The sequence below is a fragment of the Streptomyces harbinensis genome (genome assembly GCF_900116145.1).
Classification (GTDB): Bacteria; Actinomycetota; Actinomycetes; order Streptomycetales; family Streptomycetaceae; genus Streptomyces; species Streptomyces carpaticus.
In genome coordinates, this window is the sequence record NZ_FPAB01000004.1 from 70,912 (window position 1) to 87,623 (window position 16,712).

General features: G+C 73.8%; 13 protein-coding genes. 10 read left to right on the top strand and 3 right to left on the bottom strand.

Features of this window, described 5'->3' with window-relative positions; genetic code table 11:
* Positions 1-13: 13 nt before the first annotated feature.
* The 3 genes from BM385_RS11725 to BM385_RS11735 all read left to right on the top strand — a co-directional run bounded on the left by BM385_RS11725 (position 14) and on the right by BM385_RS11735 (position 6,428).
* Positions 14-1,849, top strand: coding sequence for a protein kinase domain-containing protein (locus BM385_RS11725; protein ID WP_093843004.1), 1,836 nt, complete (start codon positions 14-16; stop codon positions 1,847-1,849).
* An 82-nt stretch (positions 1,850-1,931) separates the two neighbouring features.
* Entirely contained in the window at positions 1,932-3,926 is a 1,995-nt protein-coding gene (locus BM385_RS11730) for a serine/threonine-protein kinase (protein ID WP_093843005.1), read from the top strand.
* 183 nt (positions 3,927-4,109) lie between these two features.
* Positions 4,110-6,428, top strand: a complete 2,319-nt coding sequence (locus tag BM385_RS11735; RefSeq protein ID WP_093843006.1) for a serine/threonine-protein kinase — start codon at positions 4,110-4,112, stop codon at positions 6,426-6,428.
* 71 nt (positions 6,429-6,499) lie between these two features.
* Here the strand turns inward: BM385_RS11735 and BM385_RS11740 are convergent, their stop codons facing one another.
* Positions 6,500-7,783, bottom strand: a complete 1,284-nt coding sequence (locus tag BM385_RS11740; RefSeq protein WP_026047124.1) for an adenylosuccinate synthase — start codon at positions 7,781-7,783, stop codon at positions 6,500-6,502.
* A 107-nt stretch (positions 7,784-7,890) separates the two neighbouring features.
* On the opposite strand from BM385_RS11740, the gene BM385_RS11745 reads away from it, so the two are divergent.
* Entirely contained in the window at positions 7,891-8,640 is a 750-nt protein-coding gene (locus tag BM385_RS11745) for a diacylglycerol kinase family protein (protein WP_093843007.1), read from the top strand.
* A gap of 71 nt (positions 8,641-8,711) precedes the next feature.
* Here BM385_RS11745 and BM385_RS11750 read toward each other — a convergent pair whose 3' ends face one another.
* Positions 8,712-10,223 carry a carboxylesterase/lipase family protein gene (locus tag BM385_RS11750; RefSeq protein ID WP_093843008.1) on the bottom strand — a complete coding sequence of 504 codons (1,512 nt, stop codon included), beginning with the start codon at positions 10,221-10,223 and terminating at the stop codon, positions 8,712-8,714.
* 89 nt (positions 10,224-10,312) lie between these two features.
* On the opposite strand from BM385_RS11750, the gene BM385_RS11755 reads away from it, so the two are divergent.
* Positions 10,313-10,954 carry a TetR/AcrR family transcriptional regulator C-terminal domain-containing protein gene (locus BM385_RS11755; RefSeq protein ID WP_093843009.1) on the top strand — a complete coding sequence of 214 codons (642 nt, stop codon included), beginning with the start codon at positions 10,313-10,315 and terminating at the stop codon, positions 10,952-10,954.
* A 43-nt stretch (positions 10,955-10,997) separates the two neighbouring features.
* On the opposite strand, the gene BM385_RS11760 is transcribed toward BM385_RS11755, so the two are convergent.
* Positions 10,998-11,483 carry a GbsR/MarR family transcriptional regulator gene (locus BM385_RS11760; RefSeq protein ID WP_019431974.1) on the bottom strand — a complete coding sequence of 162 codons (486 nt, stop codon included), beginning with the start codon at positions 11,481-11,483 and terminating at the stop codon, positions 10,998-11,000.
* An 87-nt stretch (positions 11,484-11,570) separates the two neighbouring features.
* Between BM385_RS11760 and BM385_RS11765 the strand changes: the two genes are divergently transcribed.
* The 5 genes from BM385_RS11765 (at position 11,571) to BM385_RS11785 (ending at position 16,712) form a co-directional block, all read left to right on the top strand.
* Positions 11,571-12,518 carry an ABC transporter ATP-binding protein gene (locus BM385_RS11765; RefSeq protein WP_019431975.1) on the top strand — a complete coding sequence of 316 codons (948 nt, stop codon included), beginning with the start codon at positions 11,571-11,573 and terminating at the stop codon, positions 12,516-12,518.
* The gene (locus BM385_RS11770) at positions 12,515-14,182 is read left to right on the top strand and encodes an ABC transporter permease (RefSeq protein ID WP_093843010.1); all 1,668 of its coding nucleotides are present in this window, start codon (positions 12,515-12,517) and stop codon (positions 14,180-14,182) included. The genes BM385_RS11765 and BM385_RS11770 overlap by 4 nt, the downstream gene beginning before the upstream one ends.
* Before the next feature lie 223 nt (positions 14,183-14,405).
* Positions 14,406-15,005: a hypothetical protein gene (locus BM385_RS11775; RefSeq protein WP_019431977.1), complete on the top strand. Its 600-nt coding sequence runs from the start codon at positions 14,406-14,408 to the stop codon at positions 15,003-15,005.
* A gap of 11 nt (positions 15,006-15,016) precedes the next feature.
* The gene (locus tag BM385_RS11780; RefSeq protein ID WP_019431978.1) at positions 15,017-15,844 is read left to right on the top strand and encodes a class F sortase; all 828 of its coding nucleotides are present in this window, start codon (positions 15,017-15,019) and stop codon (positions 15,842-15,844) included.
* A 31-nt stretch (positions 15,845-15,875) separates the two neighbouring features.
* Positions 15,876-16,712: a class I SAM-dependent methyltransferase gene (locus BM385_RS11785; RefSeq protein ID WP_093843011.1), complete on the top strand. Its 837-nt coding sequence runs from the start codon at positions 15,876-15,878 to the stop codon at positions 16,710-16,712.

A 16,712-nucleotide genomic window follows, 5' to 3' on the forward strand; every position in this document is an offset into this window, starting at 1 on the left:
GGAAACGCCGCTCATGCGACCGCTCGCGCCCGAAGATCCGCGCACCATCGGCGCGTACCAGCTGCTGGGCAAGCTCGGCGAGGGCGGGATGGGGCAGGTGTATCTGGCCCGTTCCGACCGGGGCCGCACGGTGGCGGTCAAGACCGTGCAGCCGGCGCTCGCCAGGGAGCCGGAGTTCCGGCGGCGGTTCGCCCAGGAGATCACCATCGCCCGCCGGGTCGGCGGCCAGTGGACAGCGCCCGTGCTGGACGCGGACACCGAGGCGGAGACGCCCTGGGTGGCCACCGGGTACATCGCGGGGCCGACGCTCAACCAGGTGGTGTCCGAGGACTACGGCCCGCTGCCGGAGCAGTCGGTGCTCACGCTGGCCTCCGGTCTGCTCCAGGCCCTGCGGGACATCCACGCCGTGGGCCTGGTGCACCGCGATCTGAAGCCGGCCAATGTGCTGATCACCATCGACGGCCCGCGGGTCATCGACTTCGGTATCGCCCGCGCCTACGACGGGGTGACCGGCGGCGGGCTGACCCGTACCGGATCGGTGATCGGCTCGCCGGGCTTCATGTCCCCCGAGCAGATCATGGGCAAGCGGCTGACGGCCGCCAGCGACGTGTTCTGTCTCGGCTCGGTGCTCGCCTACGCCGTCACCGGGCGGCTGCCGTTCGGCACCACCGACAGTGGCGGGCACGCCCTCATGTACCGGATCGTGCAGGAGGAGCCCGAGCTGGGCGGGGTGCCCGAGGGGCAGTTGCGCGAGCTGATCAGCGGGTGCCTGAACAAGGACCCGGACGTGCGCTCCTCCGTCGCCGAGTTGCTGGAGGTCACCGGCAGCGAGCCGCCGAGCGGCGCCTGGCTGCCCGCCGAAGTCCTGGCCCAGCTGGGGCGGCACGCGGTGCGGCTGCTGGACTCCGAGGACCCGGATCCGCTGCCGGGCGCCCGGCAGCCGCAGGACACCCCGGCTCCGGCCGCCCCGCAGCCGGCCGCCGTGGCCGCCACCCCGCCCGGTGGGCAGCCGAGCACGCCGGCGCACGGCAGCGCGTCCGCCCCGCCCGGGTTCGGGCCGGCCCTCACCACCCCGCTGGCGGGCCCGACGCCCACTCAGGTGGCGGCCCCGCAGGGAGCACCGGGCGGGCAGGCAGCTCAGTCCGCGCCGGCGGCGCGGGCCGGCGGGCCCTGGGGGACCACCGCGGCCAAGCAGGCCGTGCCCGGGACGAAGCCCGTCAAGGGGCTCACCACCGCGGTCACCTGGATGCTGGCGCTCACCATGGTCGCCTCCACCTTCACGCTCAGTCAGTACCTGCGGATCGCCGAGGAGCTGATGGTCTGGAACGGTGCCGACATGACCGGCTTCCTGGACAGCGGAGGGATCCGGGGCCTGGCGTCTCTCGCCGACATCCTGGCCCTCGGCGCGGGGGCCCTGATGCTGGCGACCGGCCTCGTGTGGCTGCTGTGGTTCCACCGGGTGCGGCACAACGCCGAGGTGTTCGCGCCCGGGCAGATCCGCTACGGGAAAGCCATGGCGATCGGGGTCTGGTTCATCCCGATCGGCATGCTGTTCATGCCCCGTGGCATCGCCCGGGACATCTGGCGGGCCAGCCACCCCCAGGCCTATCCGCCCATGAAGGCGGTCGACTTCTGGTGGGCGCTGTGGGCGCTGTGGCTGGCGCTCTCCCACCTCCCGCTCACCTGGGACACCTGGCACACCGTGGGGGCCAACGTGGAGGCGGCCCGGGTGATCATGGGGGTGACCCTGGTCGGTGAGTTCCTGATGTTCCTGGCGGCCATCGCCGCCCTCGTCTTCGTGCAGCGGCTCGGCCGGCTCCAGCAGCGGCGGATCGACAACGCGGCTTGACAACGCGGCTTGACACGGCCGTCGGTCGGGGCCTCTATCCTCAGTGAGGCACAAAGGTTCCGAACGGGGGAGTTCGTTTCACATGGACCCGCTGACGCCACAGGACCCGCGGTACATCGGTGACTACCGGCTGCTGGCCCGGCTGGGTGAGGGCGGCATGGGGCAGGTGTACCTGGCCCGTTCCGACCGCGGCCGGACCGTGGCCGTCAAGACCATCCGGGCCGAGCTGGCGCGGGAGGAGGACTTCCGGCGGCGGTTCGCGCTGGAGATCACCGCCGCGCGGCGCGTCGGCGGGCGCTGGACCGCTCCCGTGCTGGACGCCGACACCGAGGCGGCCACCCCGTGGGTCGCCACCGGCTACATCGCCGGCCCCTCCCTGCACGAGGTGGTGGGCCGGGACTTCGGGCCGCTGCCGGAGCGCAGCGTCCTGCTGCTGGCGAACGGCCTCACCCTGGCGCTGCGGGACATCCACACCGCGGGGCTGGTGCACCGGGACCTCAAACCGTCCAATGTACTGCTGACCATCGACGGGCCGCGCGTCATCGACTTCGGTATCGCCCGGGCGCTGGAGGCGGGGCCGGGCGACGGGCTGACCCGCACCGGCGCCACGGTCGGCTCCCCCGGCTTCATGTCCCCCGAGCAGATACGCGGCGAACGCCTCACCCCCGCAAGCGACGTGTTCTGTCTCGGCTCGGTGCTGGCCTACGCGGCGACCGGCCGCACCCCGTACGGGGCGCTGGACAGCGGTGCGCACATCCTGCTGTTCCGGATCGCCGAGGAGGAGCCGGATCTCGGCGGCCTCCCGGAACGCATACGCGGGCTGATCGCCGCCACACTCGCCAAGGACCCGGCCGCCCGGCCCACCCTGGAGGACCTGGAGCGGTACACGGCGGCCGGCCCGGACGGCGAACCGTGGCTGCCGGGCGCGCTGGTGGCCCAGCTCGGGCGGCACGCCGTCCAGTTGCTCGACTCCGAGGACCCGCGCAGCCGGGTGGATCACCCGGCGGTACGCCCCGCGGCCGGCCCGGCCCCACAGTCCGCGCCCGTCCCCGCGCCCGGCCCCACGGCGCCGCTCACCCCCGCCGGGCCGCCCCAGCAGCCGCACTTCGGCGGCCCGGTGCCCACCCCGTACGGACAGTCCGGCCCCTACGGGCCGCCGTCCGGGGGATTCGGGCCGCCCTCCCAGCAGTTGTACGCCCACACCGGGCAGGGGCAGCCGCCACCGCCGCCCCGCCGGCGCATCTCGGTCCCCGCGATCGTGGCGCTCTGTGTCGCGTTCGTGGCGCTGGTCGCGGGCGGCGTCATCACGGCGAACCTCATCAGCGGCAACGACAGCGCCGCCGGGTCCGACATCACCGAGGAGTACCTCGGGGCCTGGCAGGGCGAGTACCACACCACCGACGACGAGGGCGAACGCGTCTGGCACGGGGTGCGGCTGGATGTCACCCAGGGCGACACCGGGGAGAGCGTCGGCACCGTGACCGCGGTGTCCGCGCGTCTGCTGTGCGCCTACGACATGCGGCTGAGCACCTTCGACGCCGCCGAGGACCTGGAGTTCCGCGCCGAGCCGGCCTGGGCCGTCCCCTCCGACGCGGTGGGCGAGGACTGCCCGACCCCGGACACCCCCGAGGTGCAGGTGATGACGGCCACCGACACCGACGGCATGACGCTGGCCTTCGCCGGTGAGGAGATCGATCTGGAGCGCGGTCGCGGCGACCGGACGCCCGACCTGCTCGTCGGCGAGTGGGGCGACAGCTGGACGGACGAGGACGAGGTCGAGTGGACCACCACCCTCACCGTCACCGAGGGCGCCATCGGCGAGGTGATGTTCACCTACGAGGAGTGGAACGACGACCGCGGCACCTGCGTGTGGGAGAACCACCTGGTGCAGGTCTTCGAGCGGGAGGTCGTGCTCGGCCCCGACCTGTACGTGGCAGCGGGCTCCGACGCCGATCTCGACACCTGCGGGGAGTTCAGCGCGCCCCGGCTGACGGTCGGCCGCGGCGCCGACGACACGATCACGGTCGGCTGGGTCGACGATCCGGGCGGGCGGACCCTTCAGTTCTACCGGCAATAGTTCCCGTTACTCCTACCGATCAGTATGTGACCGGTATTTGAAGATCCAGATCACGAATTGGCAAGGAGCGGAAGCTCACACCCGGATACGGGAACCGGCTAGGGTTCAGCTCCTGTCCCCACGTACACGTACAGGCACCCGTATCCTCAGGGGGCTTACGCGAGCGAAGAGGAGTACCACAGCATGAAACCGCTCGGGCCCACCGATCCCCAACGCGTGGGCCAGTACAGGCTGCTGGGGAAATTGGGCGCCGGCGGGATGGGCAGCGTTTATCTGGCCCGTTCCGACCGCGGGCGCACAGTGGCCGTAAAACTGGTGCAGCCGGAACTCGCCCGGCAGCCCGAATTCCGCCGCCGCTTCCAGCAGGAGGTCGAATCCGCCCGCCGGGTGGGCGGCGAGTTCACCGCGCCGGTACTCGACTGCGACACCGAGGCGGAGACCCCCTGGGTCGCGACCGGCTACGTGGCGGGCCCCTCCCTGCACGAGGTGGTCACCTCCACCTACGGCAAGCTGCCCGAGCGCACTCTGCTGATCCTGGCGAACGGCCTGGTCCGCGCGCTGCGTGACATCCACGCCGCCGGGCTGGTGCACCGGGACTTCAAGCCCTCGAACATCATGATCACCATCGACGGCCCCCGGGTCATCGACTTCGGCATCGCCCGCGCCCTGGAGGCGCACGGCGAGGGCCTGACCCGGACCGGCGCGGCCGTCGGCTCGCCCGGCTTCATGTCGCCCGAGCAGTGCCGCGGCGAACTGGTCACCCCGGCCAGCGACATCTTCTGTCTGGGCTCGGTCCTCACCTTCGCCGCCACCGGGCACACCCCCTTCGGCGACGCCAACAGCGCGATGCACGCCCTGATGCTGCGCATCGTCCAGGACGAGAAGAACCTCGACGGCGTGCCGGACGGCATCCGCCCGCTCATCGAGGACTGCCTGCGCCAGATGCCCGGCGAGCGCCCCGGCCTCCAGTCGCTGCTGGAGCGCACCGTCGACGCGGACGAGATCGGCGACGACGAGCCGTGGCTGCCCGGCGCGCTGGTCGCCAAGCTCGGCAAGCACGCGGTGGAACTGCTCGACTCCGAGGACCCGCTGGTGGCACCGCCCCGGCCGGCCATGTCGCCGCCGCCCGCGATGCCCTCCGCGCCGCCGTCGTCCGTGGGCATGCCGGCCGCCCCCGGCACCCCGCCGCCGTCCCCGCCGCAGCAGCCGCCGGTGAGCGGGCCGGTGACCCCGCCGCCGCCGGGAGCGATACCCACCCCGACCCAGGCGATGCCCACCGGCGCGCCCGGCACCCCGCCGCCCAGCCCCCCGCCCGGCCAGGGCGCCGCGGGCATGGACGCGATGCAGACCATGACCTCGGCGGCACCGCCTCCGGGGATGTACGGCACGGGCCAGCCCACGCCGTACGGCCAGCCCACCGCCGGCTACGGCTACCCGACCCAGCAGGGCCAGGGGTACGGCTACCCGCCGCAGGGCCCGGGCGCCGGCCAGCCCACGCCGTACGGGCACCAGAGCCTGAACGCCGTCTACCCGGTCGGCCCCGGCGGCCCGGGCGGTCCCGGCGGCCCGCAGCAGAACGGGAAGAAGAAGTTCACCTGGATCCTGGTCGCCGCCGCCGTCGCGGTCTTCGGCATCGCCGTCGGTGTCGCGCTGGCGCTGTCCGGCGGCGACGACAAGAAGGACCAGGCCGGCGGGGACGGCGGGACCGGGCAGACCGAACCCGACCCGGTGCCGGAACCGGAACCCGATCCGGAGCCCGATCCGGAGCCGGTGGACCCCGAGCCGGGGACCATCGACACCAGCGAGATCCCGTACGAGCTGACCTACTCCTCCTGGGAGGGCGAGGTCGAGACGCCGAACGGTGACACCGGGCTGCGCCGCATGGAGATCAACACCGACGACAGCGGCGCCTACGTCCTCACCACCTGGGACCTGTACGGCAATGTGCTGTGCAAGGGCCAGGGCGAACTGCTGGACACCACCGGCGGGGTGCTGACGTTCAGCAACGAGATCACCGCGACCGTGCCCAGCAGCCTCCAGTGCAGCGCGCTCGGCAGCCAGACGCTGGAGCTGAGCGGCGACTCGGTGCTCTGGACGGTTCCGGACGCCGGCATGGAGTCGACGTTCGAGGCAGCCGGCACCAGGCCGGGCGGCGACGGCATGCCGTACGACATGCTGGAGCACTCCGGCACCTGGGGCTTCTGGACGGCCGACGTCCCGGGCGAGGGCGCCGCGGAGATCAAGATGGCCTCCATCGCTTCCGCCGGTGACAACGCCATGACGATCACCACCGGCTCCTGCACCTGGGAGCTCGAGATGGTCTCCTCCGAGGACGGCACCCAAGGCGACACCATCACCGTCGGCCCGGGCGAGGTGACCTCCGGCAGCTGCGACCCGCTGCCCTCCTACGTGGTCAGCGCGGACGGCGACAGCATGTCGATGGAGCCGTTCGGGGACGGGGACGGGCCGGAGATCGAGGCCGAGGCCGCCGCCGCCTACTGACGCGCGCAGCGGTACGCACACGGCGAAGGCCCGGAGCACCCGCTCCGGGCCTTCGCCGTGGTACCGCCCGCTTACAGGAAGGAGTTGATCTGGATCGTCTCGTCCCGGCCGGGGCCCACGCCGATCGCGGAGACCGGCGCGCCGGAGAACTCCTCCAGGGCCTGGACGTACCGCTGCGCGTTGACCGGCAGGTCCTTGACCGCGCGCGCCTTGGTGATGTCCTCGCTCCAGCCCGGCAGGTACTCGTAGATGGGCTTGGCGTGGTGGAAGTCGCTCTGGTTGTAGGGCAGTTCCTCCACCCGGCGGCCGTCGATCTCGTACGCCACGCACACCGGGATGCGCTCCCAGCCGGTGAGCACGTCCAGCTTGGTGAGGAAGAAGTCGGTGAGCCCGTTGACCCGGGTCGCGTAGCGGGCGATCACCGCGTCGAACCAGCCGCAGCGCCGGTCGCGCCCGGTGGTGACGCCGAACTCGCCGCCGATGCGCCGCAGCGCCTCGCCGTCCTCGTCCTCCAGTTCGGTCGGGAAAGGACCGGCGCCCACCCGCGTGGTGTACGCCTTGAGGATCCCGATCACCCGGCTGATCTTCGTCGGGCCGATGCCCGCGCCCGTGCAGGCGCCGCCCGCCGTCGGGTTGGAGGAGGTGACGAAGGGGTACGTGCCGTGGTCGACGTCCAGCAGCGTGCCCTGGCCGCCCTCCAGCAGCACCACCTTGTCCTCGTCGATGGCCTGGTTGAGGACGAGCGTGGTGTCGGCGACGTACGGGCGCAACCGCTCGGCGTAGCCCAGCAGTTCACCGGTGATCTCGTCGATGCCGATGGAGCGGCGGTTGTACAGCTTGGCGAGCAACTGGTTCTTCTGGTCGAGGGCCGCCTCGACCTTCTGCCGCAGGATCGACGCGTCGAACAGGTCCTGAACCCGGATACCCTGCCGGTTGATCTTGTCGGCGTAGGTCGGGCCGATGCCACGACCGGTGGTGCCGATCTTGCGCTTGCCCAGGAAGCGTTCGGAGACCTTGTCGAGGGTCTCGTGGTAGGGGGTGATGAGATGGGCGTTGCCGCTGACGAGCAGCCGGGAGGTGTCGACCCCGCGCGCGTTCAGCCCGTCCAGCTCGGAGAAGAGGACCTTGGGGTCGATGACGACACCGTTGCCGATGACCGGGGTGCAGCCGGGGGACAGAATGCCGGAGGGCAACAGGTGCAGCGCGTACTTCTGGTCGCCGACGACGACCGTGTGGCCGGCGTTGTTGCCGCCCTGGTAACGCACCACGTAGTCAACCGAACCGCCGAGCAGATCGGTGGCCTTGCCCTTGCCTTCATCACCCCACTGAGCGCCGAGCAGCACAAGTGCGGGCACAGGCGTACACCCCTTCCGAGCGGGGCATGGGAATGTCAGCTGCCCCGGATCGACGAAACCCCTGGCGCAATCGCGACAGGGGCTCTTGCACAGAGAGCTTACGGGACATGGGGGCGGGAGGCGAACAGGTGCTCATCGTCATCGATCCGGCGGCCCGGCGCGTGGACGGGGAATCGGTAAGGATCGCGCGCGATGTGCTGTGCGCGGGTGCGGGCGCGGGACAGGTCAAGGTGCGCGTGCTGGAGGGCCCGCAGGCGATGCCGGGGGCGCTGGCGCGGCGCGGCAGCCACCGGGTGGTGATCGTGGGCGACGACCGGGCGCTGGTCCGGGCGGTCCGGGCGCTGCACCGCTCGGGCGAGCTGGCGGCGGCGCCGCTGGCGATGGTGCCGGTGGGCGCGGCCCCGGCGCTCGCGCTGGTGCGCGGCCTCGGGCTGCCCACGGACGCGGTGGCGGCCTCGCGGGCGGTGCTGGGCGGCGCGGACCGGCCGCTGGATCTGCTGGCCGACGACGCGGGGGACGTGGTGGTGGGCCCGCTGGGCATTCCGGCGCCCCGGACCTGGTGGCAGCGCGGGCTGACCCGGCGCGGCCAGCGGCTGCGGGTGGAGACGGACGGCCGGGTACTGACGGACGGGGTCCGCCCGGTGTCGGCGGTGTCGGTGCGGGCGGCGGACGGCCTGGCCGAGGTGGTGGTGCGCGGGGTGGCCGAGGTGAGCGTCCGGGCGGCGTCGGTGACGGTGACCGGTCCTGGCGGGCAGGGTTTCCGCTACCGGGCGGACGCGCGGGACTGCGGCCCGACCCGGGCCCGTACCTGGACGGTGCTGGCGGGCGGCCTGCGGCTGCGGATGCCGTCCGCCTGACGGCGCGGGTGGCGCGCACGGGGGGCGCGGGCCGGGCCCCCGTCCGGGGACGGCGCGGGCCCCGGGGCGGCTCATCGCGGCAGCACCGAGTCGTCCCACAGCGCGCGGAGGGCCGGATCGGGGTCGCGGACCGTGGCCGGGGTGGTGCCGAAGCGCCTGACGGTGCGGTCCGGCAGACCGTGCCGGGGCCAGCCGGGGTCGCCGTGGGTCGCGAAGGCGATCCAGGCGGCGTGCAGGGTGTCGGCGAGCGCCTGGGGCGGGTCGTCGCCGGTCAGCGCACGGAAACGGGGATCGTCCAGGAGGTCGAAGACGAACGGGACCTCCAGGAAGTGGCAGGCGCCGAGCCGTCCGCCGTAGCGCGGGGAGCGCCAGGCGAACTCGTAGCAGTGGACGGGCTCCCCGGCCGCCGCCCGGGCCTCGGCCAGCCGGTACGCCGGGACGCGGTACCACCCGTCGCGTTGCAGGAGGGCCAGGATGTCCCCGGTGCTCGCCCCCGGGGCGGCGCGCCGGTAGACGTGCCGCGCGGGTCCTGGCGGCAGCCCGTACAGCCGCAGCGCGGTGTCCAGTTGCTCCTCGGTGACCGCGTCGAGCGCGCCGAAGGGCACCAGCGAGAGCCGGCCCTCCTCGGCGTTGGTGCCGATCAGCAGGTCGATTCCGGAGGCCGCCCCGGCGCGGATCAGCTCCAGGGGCCGGCCGGGCAGGATCTCCCCGTCGATCACGGGCTGCCAGGCGGTCACCCGGGCGCCGGGCTCGCCCGCCCAGCGCCGGGGGTCGGGACGGGACGCCAGTGCGGTCATGACCGCGTGCTGGGCGCCGAGGACCCGCTCGACGGGAACGGCCGCGATGGCGTCCCGGCGGGGCCGGACGCCGAGGGCGGCGGCCAGCAGCCGGCCGACGTACCGGGCGGTGGTGGCCGTCTGGACGAGGTTGCCGGCGCCGCTCTGCAGGATCGCGCGCCGGAACAGTCCCCGGGCGGCGGGGACGGCGAGCAGAGTGCCGCAGCACATGGCGCCGGAGGACTCGCCGAACACCGTGACGTTCCCGGGGTCGCCGCCGAACGCGGCGATGTTGGCGCGTACCCAGCGCAGCGCGGCGATCTGGTCGAGCAGGGCCAGGTTGGGGGTCGCGTCGGCCAGGGCGAGGAAGCCCTCGGCGCCGAGCCGATAGTTCACGCTGACCAGGACCACCCCGTCGCGGGCGAACCGGCTGCCGTCGTAGAGCACGCTGCTTCCGCCGTCGAAGCCGCCGCCGTGGATCCAGACCATGACCGGCAGGCCGGCCCGCCCCGGGTCGGGGGTCCAGACGTTGAGGTTGAGGCAGCCGTCCCCCGGCACGGTCGGATAGAGCCCGTCGAGACCGGGGGGCAGCGGGAAGCGCGGCTGCGGGGCGGTGGGGCCGAACGCGGTGGCGTCGCGCTCCCCGGGCCAGGGCGTGGCGGGCCGGGGCGGACACAGCCGCAGCGGGCCGGTGGGCGGCTGGGCGTACGGGATGCCACGGAACGCGTGGACGCCGGCGGCCACGGTGCCGCGTACGGTACCGGCCCGCGTACGGACGAGGGTTTCCGCCGGGTCGGCGGGTGCCATGAAGGGCTCCTTCTTACGCTGTACGTTTCTGTTTTTCGGGACGGTATTCTTACGGCGTAAGGCACGTCAACCGGAAACGAGGAGCACCGATGGCGACCGGCCGGAAGCGGGGCCAGCGGGCCGGGCTCACCCGGGAGGCCATCCTGCTCGCGGCGCTGGAGCTGGCCGACCGGGAAGGGCTCCCGGCGGTGTCGATGCGCCGGATCGCCGCCGCGCTCGGAGTGGAGGCGATGACGCTCTACCACCACATCCCCGGCAAGGAAGCCCTGCTGGACGGCATGGTGGAACAGCTCGTGGCCCGAGCCCAGCCGCACCGGCCCCCAAGCGGAACCTGGCAGGAGCACCTGCGGGATCTTGCCCACGCCCTCCGCGCGGCCCTGCTGGCCCATCCGCACCTGGTACCGCTGCTGGCCACCCGGCGGGCCACCACCGCGCGCAATCTGGACGCGATGGAGAACGCCCTGCGCACCCTGTGCGCGGCGGGCTTCACCCCGCCGCGGGCCCTCGATGTCGTGTACTCCCTGACCGGCTTCGTCTTCGGCCAGGTCACGCTGACACTGGCGGCCGGCTCCGTCGGGGACCCGCCCGGCGCGGAGCCGGACCCCGCGGCCCATCCGCTGTTCCACGAGGCGGTCCGCACGGGTGATCCGGCGCCGGACGCGCGCTTCGAGTTTGCGCTCGCGGCGCTGCTCGCCGGATTCGCCGCCGGCCATGAGCCGGGCCCTGCCTGAGCGAGGACCTCAACGGACGGGGCCGTCCGGCCGGCCCCGGGTGCTACGCGCCACCGGTGGCGCGCTGGGCGTGCCAGCGGTCGAGCAGGGCGTCCAGTTCCTTCATCAGGTAGTCCATGAAGGCGGCGGATTCGTTGAGGCGTTCGGCCGCCCGGCTGTCCGTGCCGACCACCCCGGCGCCGGCGCGCATGGTGGCCGCCCAGCGCTGCACCACCGAGTCGCGCTTGACCAGGGCGGTGTACCAGATGTCGTGGTGGAGCCGGTAGCTCTCCCGGCGGGAGCCGGGTTCGCGTTCGCGGCTGACCATGTGGACGTTCGCGAGGTAGCGCACGCCGCCGGAGACGGCGGCGGGGCTGATCCGCAGCCGGCGGGCGAGTTCGGCGGAGCTGAGGGCGCCTTCCTCGGACGCCATCAGGCAGGCGAAGATGCGGGCCGGCATCCGGGACATGCCGGCTTCGATGAGATCGGCGGCGAACCGTTCCACGAAGGCGGCCACCGCCTCCTCGTCACGCGACTGCTGATCGTTCACCCGCTCATCCTCCCATCCGATCAACGGATGCCAGGTTGACGCTTTCTTAACTTCACACATTACTGAAACTTCGGTAACTTCACAGCCATGACCACGGAAGCTCCCACCGACGCCGCCCCACCCCCCGCGGCCGGCCACGCCATCACCACCGCCGGACTCGTCAAGACCTTCGGCACCACCCGCGCCCTCGACGGCCTCGATCTCACCGTCCGCACCGGCGAGGTGCACGGCTTCCTCGGCCCCAACGGCGCCGGCAAGTCCACCACCATCCGGGTCCTGCTCGGCCTGCTGCGCGCCGACTCCGGCACCGCCACCCTGCTGGGCGGCGACCCCTGGGCGGACGCGGTCGCCCTGCACCGGCGGCTGGCGTACGTACCCGGCGACGTCGAACTGTGGCCCACCCTCACCGGCGGCGAGGCCATCGACCTCCTCGGCCGGCTGCGCGGCGGCCTGGACGCCCGCCGCCGCGCCGACCTCATCGAGCGCTTCGACCTCGACCCGACGAAGAAGGGCCGCACCTACTCCAAGGGCAACCGCCAGAAAGTCGCCATCGTCGCCGCGCTCGCCTCCGACGCCGAACTGCTGCTGCTCGACGAACCCACCGCCGGGCTCGACCCGCTCATGGAGGTCGTCTTCCAGGACGTGATCCTCCGGGCCAAGGCCGACGGGAAGACCGTCCTGCTCTCCAGCCACATCCTGGCCCAGGTCGAGAAGCTGTGCGACCGGGTGAGCATCATCCGGCGCGGCCGGATCGTCCAGAGCGGCACGCTGGACGAGATGCGGCACCTCACCCGCACCACCATCGAGGCCGTCACCGAACGCCCGGCGGCGGCGCTCGCCGCCCTCGACGGGGTGCACGACCTCACCGGCGGCGACACGGCGGGACAGGTGCGCTTCACCGTGGACGGCGCCCGGCTCGACGCCGCGGTGCGCGAACTGTCCGGCTACGGCATCCGCTCGCTCGTCAGCCATCCGCCGACCCTGGAGGAGCTGATGCTGCGGCACTACGGCGACGAACTGGCGGCCCACCGATGACCGCCACCACGGCCGCCGCCCCCGGCACCGCGCCCCCGCCCCCGCCCCGTACCACCGCCCCGGGTCCCGTGGGACCGTTCACCGGCACCGGCGTCCTGCTCCGCTTCGCGCTGCGCCGCGACCGGGTACGGCTGCCGGTGTGGATCGCCGCCCTCACCCTCGGCACCGCCTCCTCGCTGGCGAGCTTCGAGAGCACCTACGCCGACGCCGCCGACCGGCGCTCCATCGGCGAGACCCTGAACAGCCCGGCCGGCCTCGCGATGACCGGACCCGCCCGCTACCTGGAGGGCGACTACGGGTTCGGGGCGATGCTCGGCCACCAGGTGCTCGGGTTCGTCCTCGTCCTCGTCGCGCTGATGAGCGTCCTGACCGTCGTCCGGCACACCCGGGCCGAGGAGGAGAGCGGACGCGCCGAACTGCTGCGGGCCGGTGTGCTCGGCCGGCACGCCGGGCTCGCGGCGGCCCTGGCGCTCGCCGCCCTGGCCAACCTCGCCCTCGGCGCGCTGGTGGCCGCCACCGTCGCGGGCGAGGGCGGCGGCGCGCTGCTGTACGGCGCGACGCACACGGCCACCGGGGTGGTGTTCGCCGCGCTGGCGGCCGTCGCCGTCCAGATCACCCCGTACGCGCGCGGCGCCGCCGGGCTCGGGCTCGCCGCCATCGGCACGGCGTACGCCCTGCGCGCCGTCGGCGACGTGGGCGGCGGCACGCTGTCCTGGCTGTCGCCGATCGGCTGGGCGCAGGGCACCTATGTGTTCGCCGCCGACCGCTGGTGGCCGCTGCTGCTGTCGGCGGCGCTGGCGGCGGGCGCCGGCTGGGCGGCGTTCGCGCTGTCGGTGCGCCGCGACGTCGGCGCCGGGCTGCGCGCCCAGCGGCTGGGCCGCCCGGGCGGCTCGGCGGCGCTCGGCCGGCCGCTGGGGTTCGCGCTGCGGCTGCACCGGGGCGTCCTGCTGGCGTTCGCCGGCGGCCTCGCGCTGCTCGGGGCCATGTACGGCTCGATCCTGGGCGACGCCGAGCGGATGATCGAGGATGTCGAGGCGCTGCGCGAACAGGTGGAACGGGCCGGCGGGGCGAGCGTGGCCGAATCCTTCGTCTCGGTGGTGCTGATCGTCCCGGCGATCGTGGCGGCGGTGTACGTGGTGATGGCCGCGCTGCGCCCGCACGCGGAAGAGAGCGCGGGGCGCGCGGAGCCGGTGCTGTCCACCGCCCTGTCCCGCACCCGCTGGGCCGGCTCCCACCTGGCGGTGGCGCTGGCCGGCGGCACGGCGGTCCTGCTGTCCGGCGGACTGGTGCTCGGGCTCACCGGCGCACTGTCCACCTCGGACGGCGCGCTGCTGTGGAAAGTGCCGGGCGCTGCGCTGGCGTACGCCCCCGCGCTGTGGGTCACGGCCGGCATCGCGGCCGTGCTGTACGGCTGGCTGCCGCGCGCCTGCGCGGCGGCGTGGATCGTCCCGGCGTACGCGTTCGTGTGCGGCTATCTGGGCGAACTTCTCGGCTTCCCCGGCGTCCTGAACGACCTCTCCCCGTTCGGCCACGTCCCCCGGCTGCCGGCCACCGCCCTGGACGGCGGCGGGTGGCTGGCGCTCGGATTGCTGACGGCGCTGGCCGGCGCCCTGCTGTGGCTGGGGCTCGCGGGCTTCCGCCGGCGGGATCTGGAGACCAAGTAGCGCGTCCGGGGAGCACACTGGAGACAGGGGAGGACGCGTCACGGCCCCTCCCCGCGGACGCCCGGCCGTCCTTTCCCCCGAGGGGCGGCCGGGCCCTTCCGTAGGCCGCTGCGGTGCACCCGTACCCCGGTACGGAGCAATGCGGCACCCGCAGGGACGCACTCGGGGTGCGGAAGCCATGACCCCCTGTTCGCATAGGTGACAACCCGTCACGCCACCGCGCGTGCCGTTCACCGACGACCCGGAGGTCATCGCTCCCATGAAGGCTTTGTCACCGCGAAGGACATCCAGGACCGGCCGCCGCCTGGTCACGGGCGTCGCCGCGACCCTGCTGACCCTTGGCCTGGCCACCACGCCCGCCGTCGCCGGAGGCGACGACAAGGGCAGCCAGACGACCAACCCACCGCTGTCCATCAGCCCGAGCGCGGGCGGCGCCGGCACCTCGGTCACCGTCCGCTCCACCTGCCAGCCCGGCGGCCCCGCCACCTCGGAGGCGTTCCAGGCCGATATCAACCTGTCCACCAGGGAGTCGGACGGTCGCTGGGTCGGTACCGGCAAGATCAGGACCAGCGGGCTGACCATCGGCAAGAGCTACCCGGTCACCCTGGTGTGCGCCGACGGCGTCACCCTGACGACCAACTTCACCTTCACCTCGGCGACACCCTCCGGTGGCGCCGGGGCCGGATTCGGTGGCACCGCGGGTGAGGGCGGCGGGGCGCAGGCCACGGCGCTGGCGGTCGGCGGCGGGCTGGCCGTCGCCGGTGCGGTCGGCTACGTGTTCCTCGCCCGGCGGCGCCGCTCGGCCGGTAACCACTCCTACTGAGGGGCGCGAGCGTGACTGAGATCCTGCGCGGCATCCTGGGCGGCCCGGCCGCCCTCGTCCGCCGGGCGGGCGAGCGCTACCGCTGCGCCCGTTCCCGTCCGGGTACCCCGAGCGGACGGCGCCGTCCGGCACCGCGCGGACGGGGTCTCAGGCACGCCGCCGCCCAGCGTCCCGCCTCCACCCTCACCCGGTTCCAACGGCTCGCGCGCCGCAGCCGCCGCTACGAGGTGGCGGCTGCGGTGGCGGCGGTGACGGTCGGGGTGACGGCGGGCATCTGGCCACCCGAGCCGGTGATCGAGTTCGGCAAGCAGCCCCCGGCGACGGCCGAGGCGGAGGCGAGCCCGACCATCGGCCCGTCCTACACGGGCGCGGAGGGGCACGGGGCGCCGATGCCCCGCTCCCGTCCCACCCAGGTGCGCGTGCCGTCCCTGGGCACGGACGTCGAAGTCTTCGGCGCCCAGCTCGACCCGGACGGCGGTCCGCCCACCCCGTCCGAGGAGGACGCGATGCGCGCCGCCTGGTACTCGGGGGGCGTCTCCCCGGGCGAGCGCGGCGCGGCCCTGCTGGTCGGCCATCTGGACACCTACGTCGGCCCGGCCGCCTTCGCGGGCCTGGCGAATCTCCAGCCCGGCGAGACGGTGGAGGTCGACCGGGAGGACGGCTCGATGGCGACCTTCATCGTGGACGCGGTGGAGATGTACGCCAAGAACAACTTCCCCAGCGACGTGGTCTACGGCTCGGACGACACCCCGCAGCTGCGCCTGATCACCTGCGGCGGCGCCTGGTCGGCGACGACGGGCTACGACTCCAACATCGTCGCCTACGCGCACCTGGCGTGATCGGGGCCCCGCCGGTGGGCACCCTTCTCCCATGACAGCAGCGGAGATAGCGCCGGACATCCTGGCCTACTACGACGAACGCACCGACGAGGACACCCGGCTGAGCCGGACCGCCGACGGCGCGCTGGAACTGGTCCGCACCCGGGAGATCCTGCGCCGCCATCTGCCGCCTCCCCCGGCCACCGTCCTGGATGTGGGCGGCGGCACCGGGGTGCACGCGCGCTGGCTGGCGGCCGAGGGGTACGCCGTCCACTTGGTGGACCCGGTGCCCCGCCATGTGGCGCGGGCGGCCCGGGTCCCGGGGTGCACGGCCGAGCGGGGCGACGCGCGGGCGCTGGCGGCGGGCGACGGGACGTACGACGTGGTGCTGCTGCTGGGGCCGCTGTACCACCTGGTGGAGCGGACGGACCGGCTCGCCGCCGTACGGGAGGCGCGCCGGGTGGTGCGGCCGGGCGGTGTGGTGGCGGTGGCCGGGATCAACCGGTACGCGCCGGTCCTCGATCACACCGCCACGACCGCCCTCGGAAGCCGGGCCGGGGTGCGGGAGGCCGTGGCGGACACCGTGCGGACCGGCCGGCACGGCGGCGGTGGCCGCAAGGGGTTCACCCTCGCCTACCTCCACACGGCGGCCGGGCTGGCCGGCGAACTGGCCGCGGCGGGGCTGCCGGAGGCCACCGTGTACGGCGTGGAGGGGCCGGGGTGGGCGATGCTGCGGGCCGTCGAGGTGCACACCGGTACGCCGGTGACCGACTCGCCGCTGTTCACCGCCGCTCTGGAGGCGGCCCGGTTCGCCGACGGGTACCCGGACCTGCTGGCGGCCTCCTCGCATCTTCTCGCCGTCGCCGGCGGCCCGGCCCAGGAGGGGTGA

Coding starts and splice junctions, on each gene's coding strand:
- BM385_RS11755 (WP_093843009.1), top strand. CDS start 10,313: ATGGCGACCGGCCGGAAGCGGGGCCAGCGGGCCGGGCTCACCCGGGAG.
- BM385_RS11770 (WP_093843010.1), top strand. CDS start 12,515: ATGACCGCCACCACGGCCGCCGCCCCCGGCACCGCGCCCCCGCCCCCG.
- BM385_RS11785 (WP_093843011.1), top strand. CDS start 15,876: ATGACAGCAGCGGAGATAGCGCCGGACATCCTGGCCTACTACGACGAA.
- BM385_RS11725 (WP_093843004.1), top strand. CDS start 14: ATGCGACCGCTCGCGCCCGAAGATCCGCGCACCATCGGCGCGTACCAG.
- BM385_RS11765 (WP_019431975.1), top strand. CDS start 11,571: ATGACCACGGAAGCTCCCACCGACGCCGCCCCACCCCCCGCGGCCGGC.
- BM385_RS11730 (WP_093843005.1), top strand. CDS start 1,932: ATGGACCCGCTGACGCCACAGGACCCGCGGTACATCGGTGACTACCGG.
- BM385_RS11745 (WP_093843007.1), top strand. CDS start 7,891: ATGGGGGCGGGAGGCGAACAGGTGCTCATCGTCATCGATCCGGCGGCC.
- BM385_RS11750 (WP_093843008.1), bottom strand. CDS start 10,223: ATGGCACCCGCCGACCCGGCGGAAACCCTCGTCCGTACGCGGGCCGGT.
- BM385_RS11735 (WP_093843006.1), top strand. CDS start 4,110: ATGAAACCGCTCGGGCCCACCGATCCCCAACGCGTGGGCCAGTACAGG.